Source organism: Aeromicrobium sp. (assembly GCF_036676885.1).
In the GTDB taxonomy this organism is placed as follows: Bacteria; Actinomycetota; Actinomycetes; order Propionibacteriales; family Nocardioidaceae; genus Aeromicrobium.
The window spans coordinates 1-14,650 of record NZ_JAKFCB010000335.1; the positions used below are offsets into that span (position 1 = coordinate 1).

Here is a 14,650-nt window from a genome sequence, read left to right on the forward strand (position 1 = left end):
CCGTTGCGCAGCACGGTGATCTCCATCCGTTGCCCGATGGCATCGGCGAACAGCCTCTTCTGCAGGGACTGAGCGTCGTCGAGAGACACGCCGTCAACAGCCAGGACCACGTCGCCGTTGTACAGCCCACTGACCGCGGCCGGGCTGTCCGGCACGGCCTCCACGACGCGGAGCGCGCGGCGCTGCCCGAACCGCTCCACCTGTGCCGGTGTCAGCGGCGTCGGAGTGCTCACGAGACCGAGGTACGCCCGGCGTACCCGCCCATCGTGGATCAGCGCGTCGATGATCCGGCGCGTCGTCGTGTTCATCGGCACGGCGAGCCCCAGGCCGTACCCGGCCACCGCCGTGTTGATGCCGACGACTCGGCCGCGACTGTCGACCAGCGCGCCGCCGGAGTTGCCGGGGTTGAGCGCGGCGTCGGTCTGGATCACATCCTCGATCAGCCGGGCCGCGGTGCGCGAGCGCGCCGGCATGCTTCGTCCCAGGGCGCTCACGACGCCGGCAGTCACCGTGCCGGCCAGGCCCAGTGGGTTGCCGACTGCCACGACGAGGGAGCCGACAAGCAGAAGGTCGGCATCCCCGTACTCGGGTGGACTCGGCACGTCACCTTCAGTGCGTACGACAGCGAGGTCGGAGAGCGGATCGCGTCCGACGACCTCGAAACGGGCGACGGTGCCGTCCGCGAACTCCGCCGTACCGCCATCGGCCTCGCCGACCACGTGGGAGTTCGTGATCAGGTGGCCCTCATCGCTGAGCACGACGGCCGATCCTGCCGACTCGCCCCGAACCCGCCGGATGCGCAGTGCGGCCACCCGCGGCGTCAACTGCGCCGCGACGGAGGTGACGATCGCGGAGTATGCGTCCAAGGCTCCGCGCTCGTCGTCGGAGTCGCTGCTCACCATCGTGAGAACCGGCGGCGCACGGTCTCTATTCCCCAGCCCCACGACGCCGCGTCGTCCGCCGTCACACGCATCGTGCGATGACCCGCCACACGAACGCGCGCGAACGTGACACACACAAACCGCAGCCCGGCGGGGGAGGACCTGCCGCCGAGCGCTCGACCCCACGAAGGAATCACTCGAATGTCCACGACAGCAGAACCGTACGCACGACGCTGGCAGGCGTTGGCCGTCCTTTCGGCCAGCCTGCTCATCATCACCATCGACAACACGATCCTGAACGTCGCGTTGCCGTCGCTCCGAGCCGACCTCGGCGTCGACGCCAGCCAGTCGCAATGGATCGTCGACAGCTACTTGTTGGTCTTCGCAGGCCTGCTCCTCGTGGGCGGGACGCTGGGGGACCGGTTCGGCCGGCGGCGAGCACTGTTCCTCGGCCTGACGATCTTCGCCGGAGGCTCCTTGCTGGCATCGTTCTCCGGCAGCGCGAACGAGCTGATCGCCGCACGCGCGCTGATGGGGGTCGGAGCGGCGGCGATCATGCCCGCCACACTGTCGATCCTGACCAACATCTTCCCCGAGGAGGAGAGGCCCAAGGCGATCGCAGCCTGGGCCGGCGTCTCGGGTCTCGGTGTCGCGCTGGGCCCCGTCGTCGGCGGTCTGCTGCTCGAGCAGTTCGACTGGACCAGCGTCTTCCTCGTGAACATCCCGATCGTGGTCGCCGCGCTGATCTTCGGCAAGATCCTGATTCCCGAGTCGCGTGACCCGCTGGAGCCCCGGGTCGATGTCGTGGGCGCAGCGCTGTCGATCGTCTTCCTGACCTCTGTCGTATGGGGGCTCATCGAGGCCGCGGAGCGCGGCTGGACCGACTCGACGATCCTCGCGGCGTTCGCCCTCGGTGGTGCCGTGCTGGCCGTGTTCCTCGTCTGGGAGCGCCGTGTCAGGCAGCCCATGATCGACATCGCGATCTTCCGCAACCTTCGCTTCAGCGCGGCGAGCCTCTCGGTGACGCTGGTGTTCTTCGGCCTCATGGGCACGGTGTTCATGCTGACGACCTACCTGCAGACCGTGCTCGGCTACAGCGCGCTCGAAGCCGGCATCCGTATGATCCCGGTCGCGGTCGGCCTGGTCGTCGGCTCACGGCTTGCAGTCGCCCTGGCCGAGCGGATCGGAGCCAAGCTCGCGGTCGCGGGCGGGCTGGTCATCGTCGCGGGCGGGCTCGAGATCCTCTCGCGGGCCGATCTGGACTCGGGCTACAGCCTGGTCGCCACGGCGCTCGCCGTCCTCGGTCTCGGCATGGCGCTCGCGATGACGCCGGCCACCGAGGCGATCATGGGAGCACTGCCGAAGGAGAAGGCAGGCGTCGGCTCGGCGATGAACGACGTCCTGCGGGAGCTCGGCGGCACCCTCGGCGTCGCGGTCCTCGGCAGCCTCCTCGCCAGCAAGTACGGCGACGGCATGGAGGGCTCGGTCAGTGAGGTCCCGGATGCGGTGGCGACCGCCAGCCTCGACAGCGTGGACTCAGCGCACGTAGCGGCGGCCCAGCTCGGTGACGCAGGCTCAGGCCTGATCGCCTCGGCCGACCAGGCGTTCGTGACAGCGATGGGCTCGACCACGGACATTGCGGCCGCCGTGGCCCTGGTCGGCGCCCTGGTGGCCCTGGCGTTCCTGCCCAGCGGCCGGAAGGGCAGCGACTCGGCGCCGAGCGAGCCGGAGCTGCTCGAGCCGGAGCTGCTCGAGCCGGTGCCGGCGTGAGGCGTGGCTGGGCCGGGCACTCGCCCGGCCCAGCCATTCCTTGCTGCCCGATCGGCCGCAGGATTAGCATGCTTTCACCCTGACAAGGGGGCGAGATGTCGACCACACGGAGCGCGCCCGCCGAGCTTCTGGAGCGGGGGGACGGGGCCCGGTCGTCAGGCCTGCTCGCCCGCGAACGGCTCTTCGCGATGCTCGACCCCGGTGTCGATCGCCAGGTCACTCTCGTCTCCGCACCTCCGGGCAGCGGCAAGACGACGCTGGTGCGCTCGTGGCTGGCGGCACGGGCCGGGAGCACGGCGGTGGGATGGGTCGACGTCCGCCGCGATGAGTCGGACCCTTCCCACTTCTGGGGCCAGGTCCTCGACGCGGTCCGGTCGTCCGGGGTCGTCTCCGCAGACTCCGCTCTCGCCACCTTGGTCCCCACCACACTTGCCGAGCCTGCTGAGCTGCTGGGCCACCTCGCCACCGGTCTGCACCGGATCGAGGAGCCGCTCGTACTCGTGCTCGACGACATCCACCAGCTACGTTCGAGCGAGGCGCTCGACGGTCTCGAGTCCCTCCTGGCGGACGCTCCGCCCACCCTCCACGTCGTCCTGACGTCACGCCGGGACCCGCGCCTCGGACTGCACCGGCTGAGGTTGTCCGGTCGGCTCACCGAGATCCGGGCCGCGAACCTCGAGTTCACCGCCGCGGAGGCCGGCGAGCTCCTGGAGGAAGCGGGCGTCCGCGTCGATGACGCGGACATCGCCAGGCTGCACCAACGAACGGAAGGGTGGGCCACCGGGCTACGGCTGGCCGCGCTGTCTTTGGCGCGCCACCCCTTCCCGGGGCAGTTCGTCGCCGAGTTCGCCGGGAGCGAGCGCACCGTGGCGGACTATCTGCTGGGTGAGGTGCTGGCCTCCCAGCCCCCCGAGGTGCGGGACCTGCTGTTGCGGACCTGCATCCTGGACCGTGTCAACGGGGAGCTCGCGGACCTTCTCACCGGGCGGAGTGACGGGCACCGGCTGCTGCACGAGCTCGCCGAGGCGAACGCGCTGGTGGTCGCCGTCGATGTGGGGCGGACCTCGTTCCGCTACCACCAGCTCCTGCTCGACCTGTTGCGGCTGGACCTGCGGCGCGAGCTCCCGGAGGAGATCGAGGACCTGCACCGGCGCGCCGCGAGGTGGTACGCCGATCACGGTGAGGCGGTCGATGCGATCCGGCACGCACGGCTCGCGGGGGACTGGGACCTGGCTTGCGAGCTGCTCGGCCGGCACTGGGTGCAGCTGCTGCTGGACGGTGAGGAGGCGACCCTGAGCCATCTCCTCGACGGGCTGCCTGAGGGGCTCGCCGCGGCAGACTCGGAGGTCGCCACGATGCTCGCTGCCGATCACCTGCGCCATGGCCGTTGGGTCGAGGCGGACGCGTTGATCGACTCGGCTCGTCGGACGATCGGCGCGGTGCCCGATGCCCGGCGCAGCCGGGCGGAGGCGGCGCTGGCGACGGTGCAGCTCTTCCGCGCCCGTCAGGTCGGCGGGGTCGAGGACGTGCTGGACGAGGCCGACGGCGCGGTGGAGGGCTACCTCGGCACGGCCGAACAAGGTGGCGCCGATCTCGGGGCCCTGGCCGTGCTCAACCTTGGCATCGCCAAGGCATGGACGTTCCGTTTCGAGGCAGCCGAGCGGGACCTCCAGCGGGGGTTGGCGCTGGGTCGGTCGATCGGCCGGCCGTATGTGGAGATCGGCTGCCTGACGGCGCTCGGCAACGTCGCCACCCTGACCGAGCGGATCGAGCTGGGCGAGAAGCGCCTGCGGGACGCGATCGCCGTGGCAGAGCGCGTCGGCTGGACGACCCATCCACTGGTGGGCGCGGCGTACATGGGACTCGCCTCGACCCTGCTCGACCGGGGCATGCTGGCCGAGGGGGAGCAGTGGCTGGATCGCGCCGACCCGATCCTGACCCGAGCGCCGGAGCCCCCTGCCAGCGTGGGACTGCGGCACGCCCAAGGCATGCTCGCGATGGGCCGGGGCCGGTTCGACGACGCCCTCGCCGCATTCGAGGACGGTGAGCGTCTGGTCGACGTCCTCCACGCACCCCACGTGTTCGCGGCCGTGGAGCGACCCTGGCAGCTGCGCGCCCGGCTCGGCCTCGGCGACATCGACGCTGTCCGCGAAGCGCTCTCCGGTGCGCCGTCCACCGCTGCCGAGTGGTGCAACCTCTCCGCCCGGCTGCACCTGCTCGCCGGCGAGCCGGAGGAGGCGCTGGCGGCCGTGGCGCCGGTGCACACGGGCGAAGCCGCGGCGATTCACGTCAACTTCAACATCGAGGCCTGGCTGCTCGACGCCCTCGCACACCGTGCGCTCGGGGACCGTGCCGCCGCCGAGCGCAGCACCGAGAACGCGCTGGCTCTGGCCGAGCCGGACGGTCGCTGCGGCATGATCCTGACGATTCCCGGTGTCCAGGAGCTGCTGCGCGAGCATCCCGTCCATCGGACGGCGCACGCGTCACACCTGCAGCTTCTGTGTGATCTCCTCGCGGGCGTCGAGCCGGAGGCGACCGGCGCCCCCACCACGCTCGAAGAACCGCTCAAGGAGCGAGAGCTGGCGGTCCTGCGCTTCTTGTCCACCAATCTGACGGCCGCGGAGATCGGCAGCGAGCTGTTTCTCTCCGTGCACACCGTCAAGACGCACATGCGAAAGCTCTACGCCAAGCTCGACGTTCACACCCGGGCAGAGGCGGTGCAACAGGGACGTGCCCTGGGCCTGCTCGCGCCGGCGCGTCGGATCTCCTGAGCAGCTTCACACCCACGTCACCCGCATCGTGTGATGACGCGTCACACGCGTCTTCCGGACGCTGAGTGGCATGAAACCAACCACCTACGAAATCACCGTCCGCGGCCGCATCGGTCCGGCTCTCGTCGACGCGTTCGAGGGCATGACCGTGTCCGTCACCCCGACGAAGACGCTCCTGCGGGGTCACATGGTCGACCAGGCCACCCTGCACGGCGTCCTCGAGCTGATCGAGTCATTCGGGCTCGAGCTGCTTGACGTCCGCCGCGCCGAACTCACCACCTGACCACCTTCCCGAACCCTTGAAAGGCATCACCATGTCGAACCATCTGCACCGCCTGGCGGTGTTCTCCGCCCGCCATCGAGCCCTGGTCATCGGGACCTGGCTCGTCGTCCTCGTGGCCCTCCTGGCCGTGAGCCACCAGGCCGGCACGAAGTACAACAGCTCGGTCACCGTCTCCGGCTCGGACAGCGCTGCGGCCACCGACACCATGTCGAAGTCGTTCTCCGCCGAGCTGTCGGACACGAGCCCGATCGTGTTCCACACCGACGAAGGATCTGTCACCGATGCCGAGCACCGGGCGGCGATCGAGTCCTCCGTCCGCACGCTCTCCGAGGACCCCGCGGTCGCCTCGGTGACCGACCCGTTCGCGGAAGGCAGCACAGCCGTCTCTGCCGACGGCCACACCGCGTATGCCAACGTCGTACCGTCGCAGGCACTCGGAGAGCTCAGCGTCGAGGAGGCCGGAGACATCCTCGACACCGCCAGCGGCCCGACGGAGGACACCGGAGTCGACGTCGCCGCAGGTGGGCAGCTCGGCACCAAGATCTCCAAGACCGAGACAGGTGTCAGCGAGCTGGTCGGCATTCTCGCCGCGATGCTGATCCTGCTGCTGGTGTTCGGCACCGTGACCGCGATGGTGCTGCCGATCGCCAGCGCGATCGTGGGCCTGATGGTCGGGTTGAGCATCGTGTCCCTCCTGGGACACGCGCTCGACGTCCCCGACGTCGCCCCGACCATCGCGACGATGATCGGGCTCGGCGTCGGCATCGACTACGCGCTGTTCATCGTCACGCGGGCACGTTCCGCACGTCACGAGGGTCGCAGCGTCCACGACGCGATCGGCCAGGCAGCCGCCACGTCGGGCAGCGCCGTGGCATTCGCCGGCGGCACCGTCGTGATCGCACTGCTCTCGCTCGCGGTCTCCGGTCTCTCCCTGATCACCGTGCTCGGCCAGACGGCCGCGATCGTGGTCGTGGTGGCCGTCATCGCGTCGATGACGCTCCTTCCGGCCCTGCTCGCCCTGTGCGGCGACGGCATCGAGCGGCTGCGCATCGGCCGCGACCGCCGTCCCACCCTGGGTCACAGCCGTATGTGGCAGGGGTGGGGCCAGCGGCTGGCCGGCCGACCGGGTCTGTTCGCAGCCGCGTCCGTTGTCGTGCTCCTCGGCCTGAGCGCCCCGGTCCTGAACCTCGGGCTCGGGCTCACCGACCAGTCCAGTGCGCCCGAGTCGAGCAGCTCCCGCCAGGCGTACGACCAGCTGACCGACGGCTTCGGAGCCGGCGCCAACGCACCCCTGATCGTCACCGCCGACCTCGGCTCGGAACCGGCGACGGGGCCGGACGACCCGCGTCTGGTCGGGCTGCACGACGCGCTCGCCGCCACCGACGGCGTACAGGCGGTCAGCCCACCGCAGGTGTCCGAGGACGGCACGGCGGCGCTGTTCAACGTGATTCCCAAGGGCTCACCGACCTCGGACGTCACGAGCGACCTCGTGGACGAGGTCCGGGAGACCACGATCCCGGAGTCCGGCGTCGACGCGCATGTCGGCGGGTCCACCGCCCAACAGCTCGATCTGGCCGACCTGATCGGTGAGCGCCTCCCGTTGATCATCGGCGTCGTGGTCGCGCTGAGCATGGTGCTGCTGATGCTGGCCTTCCGCACGGTTGTCGCACCGCTCCAGGCCGCACTCGTCAACCTGCTCGCGGTCGGCGCCGCGTACGGCATCGTGACCGCCGTGTTCCAGGAGGGGATGGGCGTCACGGCGATCGGCCTCGACGGCGCGATCCCGATCGTGTCGTATGTCCCGATGATGATGTTCGCCATCTTGTTCGGGCTGTCGATGGACTACCAGGTGTTCCTGCTCAGCCGCGTGCGCGAGGAGGTCAACTCCGGCAAGACCACGCGCCAAGCGGTCATCGACGGGCTCGCCGGCACCGGCAAGGTCATCGCGTCGGCGGGAGCGATCATGGTCGCGGTCTTCGCGAGCTTCATCCTCAACGGCGACCCGACGGTCAAGGAGTTCGGTGTCGGACTGGCGTCGGCGATCCTGATCGCCGTGGGGATGGTCTGCATCCTCCTGCCGGCCGTGATGCTGCTCATGGGCAGGCACACCTGGTGGCTGCCTCGGTGGCTGGACCGGATCCTGCCGCACCTCGATGTCGAGGGCGGTGACGAGAGCCGCTCCTCGGAGGAACCGAAGGAGCTGGTGCCTGCCTGACCGCTGTCTCGACGATGTTGAGCCGCGTCCCCGACCCCGCGTGGGTGGGGGACGCGGCGCGTCAGCGGGTCACAGCCGTGGTGCGGCGCTCGACTGCCTCGATGACGGCCGGACAGACATCGACTTCGTAGAGCCGTTCGACGGCTTGCATCCCGCCAGGGCTCTCCGCGTTGATCTCCACGACCTTGTCGCCGATCACGTCGATGCCGACGAAGAACATGCCGTCGGCCACGAGCTTCTTGCTCATCGCATCGACGATGCCGCGTTCCACATCCCCGATCTCGAGGGGGACCGGGTGCCCGCCTGCGCTGATGTTGGCCCGCGGGTCGTTGCCATCGGGAATGCGACGGAAGGCCGCGTACTTCCCGTCGCGTTCGAGGATCTCGCCGTCGAGCAGGAAGATCCGCGCATCACCGTCCTCCCCGCCGTCGACGAACTGTTGGACGATCGCGTAGCCGTCCTGGAGCACTGCTTCGGTCATCTGGGCGAGGTTCGACTCGTCCTCGTCCTCGATCACGAACACGTTCCGACCCTTGGCTCCGTACAGAGGCTTGACGACCGAGTGGCCGACCTCGGCGACGAACTTCTCGATCGCCTCGGGGTCGCGCGTCACGAGTGATCGCGGCCGTACTCGCTCGGGGAACTCCTCCAGGTAGAGCTTGCTGGTGGCGCGCACGAGCGACATCGGGTCGTTGACCACTGTCACGCCTCGAGCCTTGAGCACCTGCCCGAGCACGACGCCCATGGAGCTTGCCCATGGCCGGTCCTGGATGTCCTCGAGCGACTCGTTTCGCAAGAACAGGGCATCGAGGTCGTCCATGACGATCCGCTCGCCGTCGCCCTCCTTGACGCGCTCCATGAAGCTCTCCAGCGTGTCATCTTGCTCGAGCTCCGCGCCATGAGCGCGGGCACCCAGCTGCCCGTCGCCGTCGAGCTCGGCGTCTCCCACCCCGACGTACCAGACCTCGTGCCCGAGCTGGGCTGCTGCCCTCGCCAGCCGCGTGGTCGTGTACTCATCGACCTCCGTAACCACCTCGTTGACCAAGAATGCGATCCTCATCCGCTCCCTCTCCTTCATAAAGATCCCCCACCGACGCTCCCTCGCGCAGTCGGTCGAGACGCTCCTGAGCGCCAGGTACGTCGAGCCAGCGTGGACGGACCCATGGTGCGTTGAGCACCTCGCGGTCGAGCAGGTCCTGGACCAGCGGGACGTGGTCCAACGCGAGCTTGCCGACGAACAGGGTGTCGAGGCTGCCGCCCTCTGCAAGGGCTTCGAGGAGGCGCGTGATCCCACGGAGGTAGATCGCGTCCTTCACCGAGCCGCCCCCGACGACAACCCTGATGACGATCGACCACGCGGTCCTCGGCGGAATCCGGTGCTCTGTTCGCAGCGATTCGTAGATGTCCAGGAACTCGGCGCCGTCGAGCATCTCGGCGATGGCCACGACCCGTGCCGCGAGTACGCGGAGACGCCGGGGGTCCAGTCCGCCGGTCAGGTACTCCGCGAGAACGGCCAAGCCCTCCTGGGTCTCGTCGTAGCCGGGCAGCCCCATCGTCAGCAGCGTCAGGGGCTGCCTGGCGCCGTTCAGGTAGGTCACGACATGCGTGCCGACCTCGTGGTGCAGCAACGGCTCGACGCGATCGGCCCTGAAGGTGGCGGCTTCGGGGATGAGCAGCCGACCGAACGACACCATCAGCTCCGAGATGTCGTCGCGTACCTCGATGTTCGACGGGAAGCCTGGATACGCGGCGCGGTATCGGTCGCACTCCTCACGAGCCGCCTCCGCGAACACGCCGGCCGTGACGCTGCGGGAGCTGGGAGCCTGTACGGGGATCGTCTCGAGCAGCTCCTCCGCGGCGGACACGAGAGGCTGGGCGATCCCTCCGTAGAGCTGCAGCGACCCGTAGACGAACCGCGCGGTGTCGCGATCCTCCAGGGTCGTGATCTGTCGTGCTATCTCATCTCGCTTCGCCCGGAACAGCGTGTGCAGCGCAGGGTCGGTGACGTCTTCGATCTCGAGGTCGTAGAGCTTGCGGCGCAGCAGATCCGGCTCGAAGTCGAGTGGTCGGAGCTGGAGGGTCGGGGCCGTGCCGTAGTCACTCCGCTCGAAGTCCGCCCATGCCTGGGTTGCGTTGACCGGCGTGAGATTGAGCAGCAGGTTCAGGCTGCGCTCGATCTCGGTGAGGCCGGCGTCGATGTCCAGAGCGGGTGCAAGCTCCTGGGTGGGCGAAGTCACCTGGTTGCCCTACCCACCAATGCGTACGCGCAACCGTTCAGGCCGCTACGAGAGGCTCATTCGACGCTTGAGGCAGACACCGGATGACGGTCGACGAGGCGTACGCCGAGCCCACCCGGCAGCCACTCGACCGGCAGCGGATCAGTGATCCCCCCGACAAACTGCCCGGCGGTGTCGAGGTTGCGGAACGCGAGGAACCGGCTCGACCCGTCGCGGCGGGTGATCAGCTTGCCGACGTAGAGCTCCTCGTCGGTGACGCGCGTGGCGAGATCGAGATTCACCGGTGCCCCGGGCCCGTCGACCGGCACGGCCCACACGCCACCGGCACCCGGTGGATCAAGCGGCATGTGCTCGGCCAGGCACGAGAACAACATCACCCATCGCCCGTCGAGCTGGTGCAGCCTGATCACCTCCGCCCATGCGAAGCGCTTGCTCGGTGCGCTGAGCGGCGGCTGCACGGTCCAGGCCTGCAGGTCGTCGGAGGCCGCGTGGGCCACGACCGCCTGAGTGGTCCCGGCGGCCTGCGCCGTTGCGTAGAGGTGCCAGGTGCCGGACTCGTCACGGCAGACCCACGGGTCGCGCCAGTGGGTCTCCGCGGCACCGTTGTCGCGGGTGGCGTACCACCTCGGGTCGGCCTCGAGGAGCGGGCGCGGGTCGCGCTGCCACGTCATGAGGTCAGTCGACGTCGAGGCGCCGATCCGCTGGACCAGGCCTTCCTCAGCGCCCGACAGCCCGGTCGTGAACATCCGCCAGGTGCCGTCGTCGGCTCGCACCACGCAACCCGTCCAGGTCGCCAGGTCGTCGAAGGCCGGAGCGGGCTGGGGATCGAGCGCGTCCGCGACCCGGGTCCAGGAGGTGAGGTCGGTCGAGACGGCATGGCCGACCGACGCGTTGCGGTGGCGCAGCTCGGGATCACCGAGTGACCGCGGCGCCTTGAGGAAGAACAGGTGGTACGACGTGCCGTCGTCAGCCACCCAGAAGTCCCACACCCAGTCGTCGGACAGGTCAAACATGAGGCTGCTCTTTCGTCGGAGGTAGGGCCGGGACTGAACCGCCCGGCATCAAGGGCATCGGGAGCCGGACCACTCCCGGCGCGAGTGCGCCTGGCTCGAGCAACGACTGCACCGCCCGTGCTCCGAGCTCGACGAACGGCAGGGCCACCGAGATCACCCGCGGTCGCAGCCAGGTGGCCAGCTCGGTGCCGTCGAAGGACACCACCGAGACATCGCCCGGAATGTCGAGGCCGTGCTCGGCGAGCGCCTGGTAGACGCCCATCGCGACCCGGTCGTTGAGGCAGATCAGCCCGCCCGGCCGGGCCCCCGTCGCCAGCCACGCGTGTGTGGCCTCGTACGCCGCTTCCACTGCCCAGGGACACGGCACGACGCTCGTCACGGATCGACCGACTTCCGCGAGCCGGTCGTTGATGCCGGCGAGTCGCTGGGGCCCCGCGAACGTGTGGGGAGGGGTCTCGCCCACCACATGGATGTCGCCGGTCACGTCGGCGTCGAGCAGGACGCTCGCGGCGGTGCGTCCGCCGCCGAACTCGTCCGGTACGAATGCCGGCAGGGGGGAGTCCGGGTCGAAACAGTTCACGAGAACCGTGCGGGTCTCGGCCAGCTTCTCCGGAACCTGGATCTCCATGCCGGTCCGGGTGACGTAGAGGATGCCGTCGACCTGCCGATCGATCATCTCCTCGATCAGCAGCCGCTCGACCTCGGCGTCGCCGCTGGTCTCCCCGATCACCAGCAGGTGGTCCCGCTGCAATGCCGCCTCCGATGCGCCGGCGAGCATCTGGCTGGAGAAGTGCCCGCTCGCGACGAAGTCCGAGATCACGCCGACCGTGCTGGTCCTGGACGTACGCAGGTTCTGGGCGCTGCGGTTGGGGCGGTAGCCGAGCTCGGCGACAGCCTGGCGCACCCGCTGCTCGGCGCTCTCGGAGATCCTCATCTCCGTCGCTCGACCGGTGAGGACATAGGAGGCGGTCGTCGCCGACACGCCGGCACGGGTCGCGACATCGCTCAGCTTGGCCTTGCTGCGAGGAGACACGCGATCACCCTTCCCGACCGACGACCCCGACACGTGTGCGCCACGCGCGGAGTGAATGGCGAATTCTGCACTTCTTGGCATTGTTCCTTGACAGTGACGCAGGACACAGTCATGATCGTGCTGATTCGATTCAGCATGTGTACCACAAATCGTATCCAGTTCGTCCGCCAGACATAGCGCTACCCAGAAATAGCGCGACAACCGCGAGGAGATCCCCCAAGATGCGAACCCACATGCGAGGACGCACAGCCCTGTTGACGTGCCTGGCGCTCAGTGCCATGGGCCTGTCCGCCTGCGGCGGCGGTGGTGACAGCAAGGGCGACAGCAAGACCGTCACCATCTGGTCCAGCATTGACCAGCCGGTGCAGGACGGCCTCAAGAAGTCCCTGGTGGCGAAGCTGACGGCCGACGGCTCGGACATCAAGATCAACTGGCAGAAGGTCGAGAACATCAACCAGCTGATCATCACCAAGATCCAGGCCGGCGACGCGCCCGACATCGCGCTCGTGCCGCAGCCCGGCGTGGTGCAGCAGATGAACAAGCTCGGCGCGATCAAGCCGCTCGACGACACGCTCGACATGACCGCGCTCAAGGCGAGCATGGTGCCGGGCTCGCTCGACGCCGGCACCGTCGACAACAAGCTCCTGGGCCTGCTCGTCAGCGCCAATGTCAAGGGTCTGGTGTTCTACCCGAAGAAGGCATTCGAAGCGGCCGGCTACCAGGCGCCCACCGACATCGCCGGGCTCGAGAAGCTGACCGAACAGATCAAGTCCGACGGTGAGACGCCGTGGTGCATGGGCATCGAGTCCGACACCGCAACCGGATGGCCGGCCACCGACTGGTTCGAGACGCTGATCATGAAGTACCACGGCGTGGACGCCTACAACAAGTGGGTCAAGCACGACCTGCCGTTCGATTCGGACGAGGTCAAGCAGGCCGCGGACGAGTTCTCCAAGCTGCTCTTCACCAAGGGCAACACGCTCGGCGGTCAGAAGGCCATCGCCAGCACCAACTTCGGTACCGCCGGCACCCCGATGTTCGACGCCAAGGGTCCGAAGTGCTGGCTGTACAACCAGGGTTCGTTCATCACCGGCTTCTTCCCGAAGGCCGTCACCAAGGACCTCGACGCCAACGTCGGCGTCTTCGGCTTCCCGGCGGTGACCGCCGGCGGCGACAACCCGGTGGAGGGTGGCGGCGACATGCTGACGATGTTGAACGACAGCGACAACGTCAAGACCGTCGTCAAGGCCATGGCGACGACCGACATCGGCAATGACGCCGCAGCGGGCAGCTCGTTCATCTCACCGCACAAGGACTTCGACGTCTCGCACTACCCGAACGCCCTCACGAAGCAGGTCGCCCAGGTGGCATACGACTCGACGGCCTTCTTGTTCGACGGCTCTGACCAGATGCCGGCGGAAGTCGGAACGGGTTCGTTCTGGAAGGAGATGACCGCGTGGATCAGCGGTCAGCAGGACATCGACAAGGCGCTGAAGAACATCGACTCGAGCTGGCCGAGCTCGTAGTCCGACCGCGTCACGTTCGGGGGGCGCGGGCCCCATCGCCCGCGCCCCCAACCCACCCTTTAGACCAGTTCGATGTGAAAGCGAGGCCGGCCCGTGGGATTCAAGGCACTGAGCGCCCTACTTACCGTGATCGCGGGAGTCGGAGGGGCCGTGGCAATGTTCTGGCTCCTCAACAAGCTTGCCGAGCTGCTCCCAGGCAAGCTGGAGCACCGCGTCAAGCCGTACCTGTTCATCCTCCCGGCGTTCCTGGCCATCGTGGTGTACCTGATCTACCCGGCGGTCCTGACCGTCATCAACAGCTTCAAGGACAATCTGTCCCTCAACTACGTGGGCTTCCGCAACTACACGGATCTGTTCAAGTCGCACGAATTCATCCAGACCCTCATCAACACGTTGCTCTGGATCATCATCGTGCCGACGGCGACAGTCCTCGTGGGGCTCGTGGTCGCGGTCCTTTCCGACCGATTGGGACCGTCGAGCGAGAAGATGACCAAGACGATCATCTTCCTGCCGGTCGCGATCAGCAGCATCGGTGCAGCGACCATCTGGCGCTTCATCTACGCCGCGGAACCCGCGGGACAGCCGCAGATCGGTCTCCAGAACGCCCTCATCGGCGTCTTCGACTGGGGTCCGATCGCGTGGCTCCAGCAGACGGATTTCCGCTTCAACAGCATTCTCCTGATGGTGATCCTCATGTGGGCCCAGGTGGGCTTCTCGATGGTCCTGCTCTCTGCCGCGGTCAAGGGCGTTCCTCTCGACACGCTCGAGGCGGCTCGCATCGACGGCGCCAGCGAGCGACAGATCTTCGGACGGATCATCGTGCCGCAGATCAAGGGCACGATCATCACGGTCTTCATCACGGTGACCATCGGCGTGATGAAGGTGTTCGACATCGTCTACGTCAACACCAACGGTGACTTC

Annotated in this window: 11 protein-coding genes; 6 read left to right on the forward strand and 5 right to left on the reverse strand. The window is 68.2% G+C overall.

All coding sequences use genetic code 11. The annotated features are described in order from the left end of the window. Positions 1–902, reverse strand: a 902-nt coding sequence (locus V6M46_RS15555) for a S1C family serine protease (protein WP_332666724.1), incomplete at its 3' end; no start/stop codon positions are given. Between the two features lie 180 nt (positions 903–1,082). Between V6M46_RS15555 and V6M46_RS15560 the strand changes: the two genes are divergently transcribed. The 4 genes from V6M46_RS15560 to V6M46_RS15575 all read left to right on the forward strand — a co-directional run bounded on the left by V6M46_RS15560 (position 1,083) and on the right by V6M46_RS15575 (position 7,920). Then, positions 1,083–2,651 carry an MFS transporter gene (locus V6M46_RS15560; protein ID WP_332666725.1) on the forward strand — a complete coding sequence of 523 codons (1,569 nt, stop codon included), beginning with the start codon at positions 1,083–1,085 and terminating at the stop codon, positions 2,649–2,651. 95 nt (positions 2,652–2,746) lie between these two features. Then, a complete protein-coding gene (locus V6M46_RS15565) occupies positions 2,747–5,422 on the forward strand; it encodes a LuxR C-terminal-related transcriptional regulator (protein WP_332666727.1) in 2,676 nt (891 codons plus the stop codon). A gap of 70 nt (positions 5,423–5,492) precedes the next feature. Next, on the forward strand, positions 5,493–5,705 hold the full coding sequence (locus V6M46_RS15570) for a hypothetical protein (protein WP_332666728.1): 213 nt from the start codon (positions 5,493–5,495) through the stop codon (positions 5,703–5,705). A 31-nt stretch (positions 5,706–5,736) separates the two neighbouring features. Next, on the forward strand, positions 5,737–7,920 hold the full coding sequence (locus tag V6M46_RS15575; protein WP_332666730.1) for an MMPL family transporter: 2,184 nt from the start codon (positions 5,737–5,739) through the stop codon (positions 7,918–7,920). Between the two features lie 61 nt (positions 7,921–7,981). On the opposite strand, the gene V6M46_RS15580 is transcribed toward V6M46_RS15575, so the two are convergent. From V6M46_RS15580 to V6M46_RS15595, 4 genes are read right to left on the reverse strand one after another with little or no spacing between them, the layout of a single operon-like run. After that, positions 7,982–8,980 (reverse strand): glutathione synthase, encoded by a 999-nt coding sequence (locus V6M46_RS15580; protein ID WP_332666732.1) that lies wholly within the window; start codon positions 8,978–8,980, stop codon positions 7,982–7,984. Next, a complete protein-coding gene (locus tag V6M46_RS15585; RefSeq protein WP_332666734.1) occupies positions 8,934–10,157 on the reverse strand; it encodes a flavohemoglobin expression-modulating QEGLA motif protein in 1,224 nt (407 codons plus the stop codon). Before V6M46_RS15585 ends, V6M46_RS15580 begins: the two co-directional genes overlap by 47 nt. A gap of 56 nt (positions 10,158–10,213) precedes the next feature. Further along, positions 10,214–11,170: a hypothetical protein gene (locus V6M46_RS15590; RefSeq protein WP_332666735.1), complete on the reverse strand. Its 957-nt coding sequence runs from the start codon at positions 11,168–11,170 to the stop codon at positions 10,214–10,216. Beyond that, the gene (locus V6M46_RS15595) at positions 11,163–12,203 is read right to left on the reverse strand and encodes a LacI family DNA-binding transcriptional regulator (RefSeq protein WP_332666737.1); all 1,041 of its coding nucleotides are present in this window, start codon (positions 12,201–12,203) and stop codon (positions 11,163–11,165) included. Before V6M46_RS15595 ends, V6M46_RS15590 begins: the two co-directional genes overlap by 8 nt. A 233-nt stretch (positions 12,204–12,436) precedes the next feature. On the opposite strand from V6M46_RS15595, the gene V6M46_RS15600 reads away from it, so the two are divergent. Beyond that, a complete protein-coding gene (locus V6M46_RS15600; RefSeq protein ID WP_332666739.1) occupies positions 12,437–13,729 on the forward strand; it encodes an ABC transporter substrate-binding protein in 1,293 nt (430 codons plus the stop codon). Positions 13,730–13,885: 156 nt separating this feature from the next. Continuing rightward, a partial coding sequence (locus tag V6M46_RS15605; protein WP_332666741.1) for a carbohydrate ABC transporter permease occupies positions 13,886–14,650 on the forward strand: 765 nt, incomplete at its 3' end.